General features: G+C 63.3%; 10 protein-coding genes. 6 read left to right on the top strand and 4 right to left on the bottom strand.

The annotated features are described in order from the left end of the window. Nucleotides 1–27: 27 nt before the first annotated feature. Both K9B33_RS12060 and K9B33_RS12055 read right to left on the bottom strand, forming a co-directional pair. On the bottom strand, nucleotides 28–741 hold the full coding sequence (locus tag K9B33_RS12060) for an EthD domain-containing protein (RefSeq protein WP_224549052.1): 714 nt from the start codon (nucleotides 739–741) through the stop codon (nucleotides 28–30). A gap of 11 nt (nucleotides 742–752) precedes the next feature. Next, on the bottom strand, nucleotides 753–1,508 hold the full coding sequence (locus tag K9B33_RS12055) for an SDR family NAD(P)-dependent oxidoreductase (protein WP_224549050.1): 756 nt from the start codon (nucleotides 1,506–1,508) through the stop codon (nucleotides 753–755). 172 nt (nucleotides 1,509–1,680) lie between these two features. Here K9B33_RS12055 and K9B33_RS12050 point away from each other — a divergent pair, with 172 nt between their 5' ends. Further along, complete coding sequence (locus K9B33_RS12050) at nucleotides 1,681–3,369, top strand: FAD-binding protein (RefSeq protein WP_224549047.1); 1,689 nt, start codon at nucleotides 1,681–1,683, stop codon at nucleotides 3,367–3,369. A gap of 117 nt (nucleotides 3,370–3,486) precedes the next feature. Here K9B33_RS12050 and K9B33_RS12045 read toward each other — a convergent pair whose 3' ends face one another. Both K9B33_RS12045 and K9B33_RS12040 read right to left on the bottom strand, forming a co-directional pair. Next, a complete protein-coding gene (locus tag K9B33_RS12045; protein ID WP_224549045.1) occupies nucleotides 3,487–6,030 on the bottom strand; it encodes a TonB-dependent receptor in 2,544 nt (847 codons plus the stop codon). 160 nt (nucleotides 6,031–6,190) lie between these two features. Next, nucleotides 6,191–6,964, bottom strand: coding sequence for an SDR family NAD(P)-dependent oxidoreductase (locus K9B33_RS12040; RefSeq protein WP_224549043.1), 774 nt, complete (start codon nucleotides 6,962–6,964; stop codon nucleotides 6,191–6,193). Nucleotides 6,965–7,264: 300 nt separating this feature from the next. Between K9B33_RS12040 and K9B33_RS12035 the strand changes: the two genes are divergently transcribed. The 5 genes from K9B33_RS12035 to K9B33_RS12015 are packed head-to-tail and all read left to right on the top strand — an operon-like array spanning nucleotide 7,265 to nucleotide 13,354. Further along, the gene (locus tag K9B33_RS12035) at nucleotides 7,265–8,137 is read left to right on the top strand and encodes an SDR family NAD(P)-dependent oxidoreductase (protein WP_224549041.1); all 873 of its coding nucleotides are present in this window, start codon (nucleotides 7,265–7,267) and stop codon (nucleotides 8,135–8,137) included. Nucleotides 8,138–8,149: 12 nt separating this feature from the next. Next, complete coding sequence (locus K9B33_RS12030; RefSeq protein WP_224549039.1) at nucleotides 8,150–9,799, top strand: class I adenylate-forming enzyme family protein; 1,650 nt, start codon at nucleotides 8,150–8,152, stop codon at nucleotides 9,797–9,799. Nucleotides 9,800–9,813: 14 nt separating this feature from the next. Next, the gene (locus K9B33_RS12025; RefSeq protein WP_224549036.1) at nucleotides 9,814–10,683 is read left to right on the top strand and encodes an amidohydrolase family protein; all 870 of its coding nucleotides are present in this window, start codon (nucleotides 9,814–9,816) and stop codon (nucleotides 10,681–10,683) included. Nucleotides 10,684–10,697: 14 nt separating this feature from the next. Next, nucleotides 10,698–11,804 (top strand): Rieske 2Fe-2S domain-containing protein, encoded by a 1,107-nt coding sequence (locus K9B33_RS12020; protein WP_224549034.1) that lies wholly within the window; start codon nucleotides 10,698–10,700, stop codon nucleotides 11,802–11,804. 44 nt (nucleotides 11,805–11,848) lie between these two features. Beyond that, the gene (locus K9B33_RS12015) at nucleotides 11,849–13,354 is read left to right on the top strand and encodes an amidase (protein ID WP_224549032.1); all 1,506 of its coding nucleotides are present in this window, start codon (nucleotides 11,849–11,851) and stop codon (nucleotides 13,352–13,354) included. The last annotated feature ends 7 nt before the right edge of the window (nucleotides 13,355–13,361 follow it).

Genomic DNA, 13,361 nt, shown 5'->3' with positions numbered 1-13,361 from the left:
GCGGGCTGCAACGCCCGCCTCCTCCATTCAGTCCCGTCCGGCGAAGTCGAACTGGCTGGTGGGGATGACGTCGATCCGGCTGAAATCGATGAAGCCAGCGCAGCTTTCCATCATCGCGCTGAGATTTTGCGCGAATTTGGCTTCGTTGCCGACCGCATCGAAGAAAGCATGGGGATCTGTCATCGCCGCGTCCGAAAAACATTCCTCGACAAAGGCGTCATAGGCAGGCGCGTCGGGAGGCAGCGGCCGGACGATGATGTTCTGGACATATTCGAAATTCGCCTGCGTTTCGATCGCCACCCGCGTATGATGGCCGTGCCAATGGGCGATCGCTTCCACCCGGGCCATGTCTGCGCGGAAGCTGATGAAGCTCGCCTGGCTCCAGCCCGCACAGGCCCGACCTGCTTCCGGTGGATACGCGCTGTTGGTGATGATGGTCGATTCCGCGACCAGCCATGCTGCGAAACGCCCGCTATGTGTGGCCAGCACGGCGTCGATCGCGCCGCGAAACCGCGCATTGGCGGAGGGTAGCCAGAATTGCACGATCGCATCCTGTTGCGGGGCCTGCCATTGCTGGACGAGCGCGGTCGCCGGTTCGACCCGCGCATCCCGGATATTGAGCCGGATGCCAAGGCCGCCTGCCGCCGCGAGCGCGCCGGGCAGATGCTCCACCAGATAGGCGCCATAGGCCGCGCGCGTTTCGCCCTCGGGGGCCCAGAGGGCGCAGATCAATTTTTCCATCGCATCGCTCCTCAGCCGAAATTCGCCTGGCCGCCATCCAGCGGGATGGTGGCGCCGGTCAGATAGGCGAGGTCGGCGCTGCAGAGCGCCACGATGGCCCGACCGATATCCTGCTCCAGCCGCCCGACCCGACCCAGCGGTATGGTGCGGAAAAAGGCTTCGGCCTCCTCCGGGTTATGTTCCATCCACCCTTTGAGGCCGGGGGATTCAGCATGGGGGGCGATAGTGAGGACGCGGATATTGTCGCGCCCCCATTCCGATGCCGCCGCGCGGGTCAGCGCGCGTGTCGCCTGCTTGACCGCGCCATAGGCGCCGTAGGTCGCCATGTCCCAGCGGATGCCGGCCGACGAGGTGAAGTTGAAAATGGTGCCGCCGCCGCGCGCCACCATATGGGGACGCGCCAGCTTCATCAGCCGGAAGGAGGCCAGCGGTCCGGATTCAAATCCCGCCATGAAAGCGTCGTCCGAAACATCCACCAGTGGGCCGAGCGGCACCTCCTGCGCATTGTTGACGAGGATGTCGATGCCGCCAAGATCGCGTGCCGCCAGATCCACCGCCGCGGCGAGATCGTCGGCGGATTTGACGTTGCAGGCGATCGGCAGCGCGCGGGCGCCGCGTTCCGCCACAAGCTGCGCCGTTTGCGCCAGCTTCTCCAGCGTCCGCCCGGCCAGGATGATATCGACGCCCTCGCTCGCCAGGGCAAGGGCGATCCCTTGACCGATCCCTTGCCCCGCTCCGGTAATCAGTGCAACCTTGCCTTGCAACATGCGTGCGCCTCGCCTCTCTTGGATTCATCGTAGTTTATATGGTCATATGATACGCAAATATTGACTTTATGGCAATATAAGTCGCTATATGCGCTAATTTTGTGGAGAGGGTGGTTTGTGGGCTGAATGTCTGCGGCTTCCGATTCCACGCCCTGATGTGAGACGGACAGGCATGAGCAATTGGGACAAGCAAGTCGATATCCTCGTGGTGGGTTCAGGGGCTGGCGGAATGCTCTCCGCGCTCGTCGCCGCTGCCGACCGGGCGGACGTACTGATCGTGGAAAAAGCGGCGCTGTGGGGCGGCACTTCCGCCACATCGGGCGCGGGCATCTGGATTCCGGGCAGCGACGTGGCGAAGGCGGCGGGTTTTGAGGATGATCTGGACGACGCCTTCACCTATGTCCGCGGCCTGTCCGCCGACAATGTGCCCGATGCCAATATCCGCGCCTATGTGGACAATGCCGCGCCGATGCTGCGCTGGTTGATGGCGAACACGCCGGTCCAATATATGGCTTTCCCCTATCCCGACTATCATGCCGAAAATCCGGGCGGATCGCCGACAGGCTATCGCACCCATCTGCCCATGCCGCTGGACGGCAAGCCCCTGGGCGCGGCGATTCGCACCCAGCGCTTTCCGTCGCCGGCCGCCAGCCTGTTCGGCTATCTCAACTGGCATTTCACCGAAACCTACCAATTGCTCTATCGCGCCAAGGGCTGGATGCAGAATCTGACTTTCAGCATGGCGCGCTACTGGCTCGACTGGCCCTTCCGGTTCACGTCGCGCAAGGACCGGCGGCTGACGCTCGGCAACGCCCTGACCGGCGGCCTGCGCATGGCGCTCGACCGGCGGGGCGTGCCGCTCTGGCTCGACGCGCCGCTCAAGGAACTGGTGCGCGACGGCGATCGGATCGTTGGGGCGGTCATCCAGCGCGACGGCAAGCCCTATCGCATCGCCGTGCGCAAGGGGGTGGTGCTGGCCGCCGGCGGCTTCGACAAGAATCAGGCGATGCGGGAGGCCAATGCGCCGCTCTATTCCATTGCGCAATATTCGGGCGGCGTCACCAGCAACACCGGCGACAGCATCGTCGCCGGCCAGGCGATCGGCGCGGACACGATGAATATGCAGTCGGCCTGGGCCGCGCCGGTCTTCTACGTGCCCGGCGAGGATAGAGGGCGGCTTTGCACGATCGAACGGGCGCTGCCGGGCTGCATCATGGTAAACCAGAAGGGCGATCGCTATCTAAACGAAGCGGCTTCCTATCATATTGTGGGTCAGCAGATGGCGCGGCGACAGGCGGCGCATGGCGACGCCGGGCCGAGCTGGATGGTCTTCGACCATCGCTATCGCCATCAATTCCCGATGGGGCCGCTCTATCCGCTGATTCCCGACTGGCTGCATCGCGGCGCGGTGCGCAGCATCCTGAAGAAAGGCGCGACGATCGCGGCGCTGGCGGGGCAGATGGGCGTCGATCCCGCGGCCCTCGCGTCGACGGTCACGCGCTTCAACGACAATGCCGGCCGCGGCGAAGATCCCGATTTCCATCGCGGTGAGGCCGCCTATGACAAAATGTATGGCGATCCGCGCCAGGTGCCCAACCCCTGCCTGCGACCGATCGATCAGGGCCCCTTCTATGCCATCCCGATCTATCCGGGTGACATCGGCACCAACGGCGGCCTGCGCACCAATGCGACGGCGCAGGTTCTGGATGAGGCCGGCGCACCGATTGCGGGCCTCTATGCGGTTGGCAACAACGCGGCCTCTGCCATGGGCGAAAGCTATCCGGGGGCAGGCGTGACCATCGGCCCGGCCATGACCTTCGGTTACATCGCGGCCCGGCATATGACGGGCGGCAACAACTGACGAGGAAGGCCGGGGGGAAGATCTCTCCCGGCCATCAGGGGATCCAAAGCAAAGAAAGCCCCGCTTCCTGTCGGAAGCGGGGCATTTTACGCCGGGAGGGTGGCGTAGATCAGGCGATCAGAATTTGGCGCCGATGGTGACGCCATAGGTGCGCGGTTCGGCATAATAGCCGCCGGCAAAGCCCAGCTGCCCATAATCGATGCTGCGCACGAAATCCTTGGCATTGGTCAGGTTCTTGACCCAGAGCTTGACCTCGCCGGCCGCATTGCCCAGCGGAATGCCGTCGATGCCAATCTGGACATCGACCAAGTCGATGGCATCGCCCTTGATCTGTTCATTGAAGGGCGACCCGATCGAGCTGCTGAAATTATATTTGCCGTCTTCGTGGGTATAGCCGATGCGCCCGCGGAGCGTGGCACTGCCCCAGTTGAGCGGAAATTGGGCATTCAGCGCCGCGTTTGCGGTTAGCGGCGATGTAAAGCCGGGGGTCACGACCGATGCGATATTGACCGGCGGTGCGCCGGGTGTCGGCGACTGACCGGCCAGGAATTCCTTATATTTGATGTCGATATAGCCGATGCTGCCGTCGAGCGAGAAATTATCGCTCAATATCGCCTGGGTTTCGACCTCGACGCCATTATAGACGACCTTGCCGGCATTGATGATCCGGGTGGCGAAGGTGCCCACCGGTGCATTGGTCACCGGGCCTAGGACGGCCAGATCGTCATAGATATTATGATAGGCAGCGACGTTGAAGCGAAGGCGGCGGTCGAACAATTCGCTCTTCAATCCGATTTCGTAGGATGTCACCTTTTCCGGCTTGAAGCTGCCAAGCTGGTTGGTGCCGGTGATCGCAGGGTCCTGCGAATTGAAGCCGCCCGAACGATAGCCGGTGGCGGCGCGGGCGTAGAGATTGATACCGTCGGCCACGTCATAGCCCGCCATCAGGTTCCAGGTGAACTTGCTGAATTTGGCATCGCCCGCTTCCGGCACCGCCAGCGGCGCTGCGCCATTCTGGACGCGCAACATGCGCTTGGCATCCCAGGTGTAGCGGCCGCCGGCGGTCAGGCGCAGGCCGCTGTCCCGTCCACCCGGATAGAAAGTGAACTGACCATAGACGGCCGTGCTTTCCGCCGATGTGCTATAGGCAAGGCGCGCGCGGGTCTGCACCATGCGGTAGCGCGCCGGGTTGGCGGCGGCGAAGGCCGGCCCCAATGGCCCGAAATTGGCAAGGAAGATGCTGTTTGTGTCGAGGATGAAGCCGCTATTCTGGAAACCGTCTTCTGACCCCTTCTCCCAGAAGTAGAAACCGCCCACGACCCAGTCGAGCGTGTTTGTGTCGCCGGAAATCTCGATTTCCTGGCTGAACTGCTTGTGCCGGCGATGATTGTCGATGTCGAACAGGTCTTGCGTAATGCTCGGCACGGCGGCGGCGGCGATGAAAGGCCGGGCTGCGGCCGGGATCGACGGGATGAACTGCAGCAGCGACGCAGGCATCCCGTTGAACAGAGTTGCGTTGGAGAAGGCCGGACCGCTGAACGCGCCGATGCCGTCCAGATCGGTCAGCGTGTCACTGTTCCAGAAGCGATAGCCGGTGGTCGATTTGACCTTGAAGGCATCGAAATCGTTCTGGACCTGCAGATTATGGCCCCAACTCTTGTCGAGCGCATGGCTGAGGACGTTGTTGCACACTTCATGCCGGTAAGTGCGCGAAGGCGCTGCCAGCGCTGCGCAGGCCGGATTGGCGAATGTCGCGCCCGCCAGATATTGGGCGACTGGCGCCTGCTGCGTCTGCACCACCGGCTGACCGTTGACGATGACTGGCGGGCGAGCCGCGCCGTTCGACACATTGGTCAGGATGAAGGGGAGGGGTGTGCCGCTGATCCGGCTCCAGTCGAACATATATTGGATGCTGCCGGTGCCGCCCAGGTCGATGCGAGCCGCGGCCCGGATCGCGTCCGACTTGCGGGCGCCGGGATCTTTGGAATCGCTGGGCTGCAGGATATTGTCGACCAGCCCGTCGCGCTCGCTATGGCTGTAGGCGAAGCTGGTCGAGATGCCGGCGATTGCACCCGGATCGACTACGATCTTGCCGTTCCACGCATTGAAATTGCCATAGCCCGCTTCCGCCTTCAGCCGGAAGGTCGAGGACGGCGCGCGGGAGATGAAATGGATCGCGCCGCCGGTGGTGTTGCGGCCGAACAGCGTGCCCTGCGGACCGCGCAGCACTTCCACCCGCTCGACATCCATGACGGACAGGCCCATGGCGCCGCCGCGTGCAATATAGACGCCATCGACATAAAGGCCGTTGGCCGCATCCACGCCGAAGCTCTCGCTGCCGCCGTTGGAGATGCCGCGCATGGAAAAGACCGCGGCGCTGTTGCTGACCGTGCCCTGGGTGATGACGACGTTCGGGGCAAGGCCGCTCAGGTCGCGCGAATCCTTGATGCCCAGTTGCTCGATCTTCTCCGCGCCGATGGCGCTGATCGCGATCGGCACATCTTGCAGATTCTGCGCGCGCTTCTGTGCCGTCACCACGATCTCGTCGAGACCGGGCGCTGATGGTTCGGCGGCACTCTGTGCGATCGCCTGACCCGCGATCGCCAGGCTGCTCGCGCCGAGCAACAGTTGAAGCGCCGCATGTGCGTAGCCTTTGGGCATCCCATATCTCCCCATCACTTGTTTTCTTAGCCTAGAAATGAACATATGCGTAATTGATGTCAATATAAATTACGCAAAAATGATATTGAGCGACGCTGGATCGCGCGTATCAGCATAATATGAGGCCAAAAATTCCGCTTTCTGCCCTTATCTCGATGCCTTAGGCCGGCATGTAAAGTTGGGCCGCCTTGCCGCCGTCCACCGGCAGCGCGGTGCCGGTGATATAGCTCGCCGCATCGGACAGCATGAACGCGATCGCCTGCGCCAATTCCTCGGGCTGGCCGCCGCGCCGCATCGGAATGGCCTCGGTCGTTCGCGTCGCGACTTCGGGCGCGCGCGCGGTGAACGCCTCGGTGCCTGCGGTCTGCACCTGACCGGGAATGATGGCGTTGACGCGGATTCCCAACGGCGCGCCTTCCATCGCGGCAACGGCCGTGAAATGGATCAGCGCCGCTTTGGACGCCGAATAGCTCGCCATGTTGACGGTGGCGCGGATGCCGCAGGTGGAGGCGATGTTGACGATCGCGCCCTTGCCCGTCGTCGCCATCACCTGCATCGCTGCCTTGGTGCTGACGAAGACGGCATCGGCGTTGACCGCGAAGTCCTTGCGCCAATGGTCCAGCGTCAATCGGCTGATAGGCGCATAATGGGTCGACATCGCGTTATTCACCAGCATGTCGAGCCGGCCATGGCGCGCGGCTACCGTCTCGATCATCGCGGTGAGGGCGACATCATCGGTGACGTCGAGCCGAATCGCTTCGATCTGCCCCCCCTCCGCGTCGATCTGGCTACGCGCGCGATCAAGTAACTCTTGCCGTCGCCCGCAAATCACTACCTGTGCGCCGCGCCGCGCCAACAGTGCGGCCGTCGCCAGGCCGATGCCATCGCTGCCGCCGGTGATGACGGCAATTCGCCCTTTAAAATCATCGGTCATTCGCCATCACCTCTCCATGTGTCGAAGGTCGCCTTGCGCATTTGCGTTTCAGGACGACGTCTCAACGACGATATGTGAGCATAATGCGGAATTTGTAAATCATAAAAATACGAATATAGCGCCTGAGTGCGTGTCGAATAACTATCAATACGCCCAGAAAATCGTATGTATATGCGGAAATTCGGCGATCGCGCGGGCAATCTGTCAAATCTGGATATGCGTAAAAATATAATTGTTGAATTACGCGAATAGAGGGATAGAGTTGGGTCAGGACAAAAACGACGAATCGAGGGAAGTGGGATGCCGGACAGCAAGGTGGCCCTGGTCACCGGAGCCAGTCGGGGAGCAGGCCGTGGCATCGCGGTCGGTTTCGGCGAATTGGGCTATACCGTCTATGTGACCGGCCGCACGATGCATGTCGGGAATGCGCGGGGCTGGGACGGATCCGTGCTGCCTGGCACCGTGGCGGAAACTGCGGCGGCGGTCGATGCGGCCGGCGGCCGGGGCATTCCGCTGGTCTGCGACCATGGCGACGATGCCCAGGTCGCAGGGCTGTTCGACCGGATTGCGGCGGAAGCGGGGCGGCTCGACATATTGGTGAACAACGCGACCTTCATCCACGACCAACTGATCGAGAAGAAGCCCTTTTGGGAAAAGGATCTGGACGCAGTTCGCATCCTCGATGTCGGTCTTCGCTCCGCCTATGTGGCAAGCTGGCACGCGGCGCGGCTGATGGTGCCGCAGGGGCGCGGCGTGATCGCCTTTGGTTCGTCCTTTGGCGGCAGTTGCTACATGCACGGCCCAGCCTATGGCGCGCAAAAGGCGGGCGTGGACAAATTCGCCCATGACATGGAGCATGATCTGCGCGGAACCGGCGTGATCGCGGTGTCGATCTGGATGGGGCCACTGGTTACCGAACGGTCGCTGATCGCGCGCGACACCAATCCCGAACAATATGCCGACTTCATCGAAAGCGCGGAAAATCCGCAATTCACCGCGCATATCATCGACGCGATCGACTGCGCGCCGGATCGGGAGGCCTTGTCCGGCCAGACATTGATCGGCGCGGAAATCGGGCGCCAACTGGGCGTGCAGGATCGCGGCAACGACCGCCCTTCCTATCGCGAGATGCTGGGCAGTCCCCGGCCCAAAAACCCTGCAGCCGTTTACTGATCCGGGAACGCCATGAGCAAGATCGACCCCATTTTCGCGGCAGTCACCGCATCCGGCACCCCGTTCGAGATCGCCGAACAGGACGGACTGCGCTTTTTTGCCCACGCGCCGTCCGATCTCAACCAGCTCATCGAAAAGGCGCGCGGCTTTGGCGACCGGCCCTGTATCGTCGACTTTGACGAGGCGGGCAGGGAACGCCGGCTGAGTTTCGCGGACATCTTCGCCTGGCGCGACCGGCTGGCGGGGCATCTGGACATCCGGCGCGGCGACCGCGTCGCCATTGCCATGCGCAACCGGGCGGAATGGATCGTGGCGTTTCTTGCCGTCATCCGGCTGGGCGGGGTTGCGGTTCTGCTCAACAGCCGCGGCTCGGCGGCGGAAGCGCGCGCGATGGTGGACGAAGTGACGCCGGCCCTCGTGCTGGCCGATAGCGAACGCGCCGCCGCGCTGCGTGACGCGGGCTATCAGGGCCGTCTGCTGGACCTGATCGCGCCGCTCGCGGCTGCGGACGTCCCCTTCGTAGACGGCATGACCGCTGACCATGACGATCCCTGCGCCATTCTCTTCACCTCCGGCACCACCGGGCGTGTCAAGGGCGCGGTGCTATCGCATCGCAGCCTGATCACGGGCCTGCTGGGCACCCAGCTTACCGGCACGATGGTGCTGCACAATATGGCGCGCGACCATGGCCTGTCGGTGGAGGCGCTGACGGCGCAGATGCCGCCGCAGGCGAGCCTGCTCGTCTCGCCGCTCTTCCATATTTCCGGGCTGGGCGCCGGCTTCCTCGCGCCCTTCCTGTCGGGCGGCAAGATCGTCATCATGCGCCGCTGGAATGCGGAGGAAGCCGTCGCCCTGATCGCCCGCGAACGGGTGACGCAACTGGCCACCGTGCCGACCATGTTGTGGGACATGGTCAATCGCGCGCGGCTGACGGATGCGGATCTCAGCTCTGTGCGCAATATCGGGTCGGGCGGGCAGGCGCTGCCCCTCAACCTGCTGGAGGAGGTGCGGGCGCTCTGCCCCCATGCGCTGATGGGCGTGGGCTATGGCATGACCGAAACGTCGGGCGCGATCGCCCAGGCGGTGGGCGCGGATTTCCTGCGCGCGCGCGCTTCGGCTGGCCGGGTGCTGCCGCTGGTCGATCTGCGGATCGAAGGGGCGGACGGCGCAATCTGCGGTCCCCATGCAACCGGCGAGATCGTGGTGCGCAGCGCCATGGTCATGCGCGGCTACTGGAACCGGCCGGACGATACCGCCAAGAGCTTTACGCCCGACGGCTGGTTGCGCACCGGCGACATCGGCTATCAGGATGAGGATGGCTATATCTTCATCGTTGACCGGGCGAAGGATATGGTCATCTCCGGCGGCGAAAATATCTACTGCGCCGAAGTCGAGCGGGTGCTGAGCGAAATGCCGCAAATCACCGAATGCGCGACCTTCGGCATTGCGGATGATCGCCTGGGCGAGGCGCTGGTCGCCGTCGTGCAGGCCGATGGCCTGGACGAACGCGCCATCATCGATTGGGTCGCCGGGCGGCTCGCGCCCTACAAAGCGCCCGCCCATGTCGCCTTTTCGCGCGCACCCCTGCCGCGCAACCATGCCGAAAAAATCGACAAGATCGCGCTTCGGGCGCTGTGGCCGCAACTGGTCGCGAACTATTGAACAGGAGAGTTTCCATGGGGTTTCCCAAGGATATCAAGATCATTGACTGCATGTTGGGCATACCGGAGGCCGAGGACCGTTCCGCATGGTTCGCCCCCTTCCGCCCGCTGATCAAGGACCAGCAGACGCTCCAGCAATTCGCCATGCCAGCGCAATATATGTTCAAGGACATTCCGCAGACCGGCAAGACTGACGATTTTGTCTCCTGGACCGTCGAGCAGATGGACCGGCACAATATCGACAAGGCGCTGGTCGGCTGGAACGACAATGCGACGTCCTATCGCGCCAAGGAGATGTTCGGCGACCGCTTCTTCTTCGACCTGCCCTGCGACCCCAATAACGGGATGGAGGAAATACGCCGCATCAAGCGCATTCATGGCGAGGTCGGTCTGTCCGCGATCAGTATCTTCCCGGCCGGCACGTTGCCGCAGGTGGCGATCAACCATAAATATATGTTCCCGCTCTACGCTTGTGCTGCGGAACTGGGCCTGCCTGTTCTGCTCAATGCCGGCATCCCCGGTCCGCGCATCCCGATGGAAACGCAGAAGGTGGAGCATCTGGACGAAGTCTGCTGGTTCTTCCCCGACCTTAAAGTTGTCATGCGCCACGGCGCTGAGCCGTGGGAGGCGCTGGCGGTCAAGTTGATGCTGAAATGGCCCAACCTTTATTATTCGACCAGCGCCTTCGCACCCAAACATTATCCCAAGGCGATCATCGACTACGCCAATACGCGCGGCGCCGACAAGATCATCTATGCCGGCTATTTTCCGATGGGTCTCAGCCTGGACCGTATCTTCAGCGATATGGAAAATGTCCCGTTCAAGGACGATGTCTGGCCCAAATTCCTGCGTGAAAACGCGCGCAAGGTCTTCGACCTGCAATGATCCGCGAGGTTCCCATGTCCCAAGCCAATACCGACACCGCCGCCACCAAGGCCACCGATGCGCGCACCCCGCCTGTTGCCGTCTGGCAAGTCCTCGAAAAGCTGCGCGGCCAGGATCTGAGCGACTGGCGCCTGGCGGAAGTGGAGGGTCGCGCTTCGATTGCGGAGCGCAATCTCGATATCGGCATCCCCTTCGGCTGGTATCCGCTGCTGCTGTCGTCCGAACTGGCGGCGGGCGAAGTCAAGCCGCTGCGCTACTTCTCGCAGGATCTGGCGATCTGGCGCGGCGAAGACGGCCAGGTTCGTATGCTCGACGCCTATTGCAAGCATCTGGGCGCGCATATGGGCCATGGCGGCAAGGTGCATGGCAATCTCCTCGAATGTCCTTTCCACGCCTGGCGTTATGACGGGGACGAGGCGGTGGTGAAGGACGTACCCTATGCCCGCAATATCCCGCCCCAGGTGAAGCGCAAATGCACCCGCAACTGGCACATCACCGAAGCGAACCGCTGGATCTGGGCCTGGTATCATCCGCAGGACGTCGCGCCCCTGTTCGACGTCGCGATCCTGCCCGAAGCGACCGACCCCGAATGGACCGATTTCGACGTGTATGAATGGAATGTCTGGGGATCGATCCAGAACATGGCCGAAAATGGCGTCGACGTTGCGCATTTCCGCTTCATCCATGGCACTGCCAATGTGCCACTGGGCGAATTGCGCTGGGGCGAATGGGGCCGGGGCGCGGACGTGAAGGCGAAGATGGGCACGCCCTGGGGCGAGGTCGATGGCCTTATCAGTTACGACACGATGGGGCCGGGGCAAAGCTGGACGCGCTTCACCGGCATTTCGGAGACGCTGCTGATGGCCTGCCTGGCCCCGGTCGAACTGGACCATGTCCATGTCCGCTTCTGCTTCACCCAGCCCAAGGCGCAGGCGGAGGGCGAGCGGGCCGGCGTCGCCAAGGCGATCATCCGCGACATCTGCAAGCAGTTCGATCAGGACAAGGTGGTGTGGGACCGGCAGAAGTTCGAACCCAATCCGATCATCTGCGACGGTGACGGCCCGATCCCGCAATTCCGCAAATATTATCAGCGCTATTATGTCGATCAGAGCGCTGACTGACATCCATCAAGCCAATTACAATGATAAGGGCAGGAGAGGTTCGCATGGATATGACACGGCGCGAAGCCATGGCGGGCGCCACGGCGCTAGCCGGTCTGGCGGGGACGGCCCGGGCGGCCGCTTTGTCCTCCGGCCCGCTCGACACCCATGACGCGATGGGGCTGGCCGACCTCGTCCGCCGTAAGCAGGTTTCGGCGACCGAATTGCTGGACGCGGCGATCGGCCGCGCGGAGGCGCTCAATCCGCGCTTCAACTTCCTGGCGCAGAGACATTATGACTATGGCCACGCGGCGATCGCCAAGGGATTGCCGCAGGGACCGTTCAGCGGCGTGCCCTGGCTGCTCAAGGATCTCAACACTTATATCGCCGGCCTGGCGACCGAAAATGGCAGCCGCTTTTTCAGAGGCTACAAGCCCGACGTCACGTCCGAACTGGTGCGCCGGATCGAGGCGGCGGGCTTCGTCATCTTCGGCAAGACGACCGTGCCCGAACTCGGGCTTACCGGTACGACCGAAAACAAACTGACCGGCGACACGCGCAATCCGTGGAACCCCGCCCATATCACCGGCGGATCGTCGGGCGGCGCGGCGGCGGCGGTGGCGGCGGGCGTGCTGCCCGCGGTCCATGCGACCGACGGCGGCGGGTCGATCCGCATCCCGGCTTCCTGTTGTGGCCTGTTCGGCCTTAAGCCCAGTCGCGGCCGGGTGCCTATGGGGCCGCCCCGCACCGAAGGCTGGGGCGGGCTGTCGGTGCATCACGCCATCACCCGCAGCGTGCGCGATTCCGCCGCGATCCTCGACGCGACCCAAGGTCCGGAACCGGGGGGGCGCTATGCAGCGCCGACCCCGGCCGAGAGCTTCCTGTCGCAGGTCGGCAAGGCGCCCGGTCGCCTGCGTATCGCGCTGATGCTCAATGCCCCGTCGGGCGCGCCGGTCGATCCGGACTGTATCGAAGCCACCCGCCGGGCCGCGCGCCTGTGCGAAACGCTCGGCCATCATGTGGAGGAAGCAGCGCCGAAACTGGATGTCGCGGCGATCGGCGCGGCGAGCTTCGTTTTGGTCGGCGCGTCCGTGGCCGCCGATATGCTGGACCGCGCCAAGGCAACCGGGATCGCGATCGGCCCGGACGTTCTGGAGCCGATCACGCTGGGCTTTGTCGGCTATGGCCAGAAGACGACCGGCATGGACTTCGCGCGGGCGAACAATACGCTGCAAACCGCCGCCATCATAATGGCGCAGTTCATGGCGCAGTATGACGTGATCCTGTCCCCCACGCTGGCGGCGCCGCCGCTGGAGCTGGGCCGGATCAACCTGACCCCGGACGTCGATTTCATGGCCTGGGGACAGCGGACCGCGGCCTTCTCGCCCTTCACCCAGATTGCCAACATGACCGGTCAGCCAGCCATGTCGGTGCCGCTGGGAATGGCGAAGAATGGCTTGCCGGTCGGCGTCATGTTCATGGGGCGCTATGGCGACGAGGCAACCCTGTTCCGTCTGGCGGGGCAACTGGAAAAGGCCGCGCCGTGGAAAGACCGGCGTCCGGCACCATAAGATATCT

Origin of the sequence: Sphingobium sp. 3R8, from assembly GCF_020166615.1 — a bacterium.
In the GTDB taxonomy this organism is placed as follows: domain Bacteria; phylum Pseudomonadota; class Alphaproteobacteria; order Sphingomonadales; family Sphingomonadaceae; genus Sphingobium; species Sphingobium bisphenolicum.
Note: the sequence above shows the minus strand (reverse complement) of the source record. Positions and strands in the feature narration are given on the sequence as shown.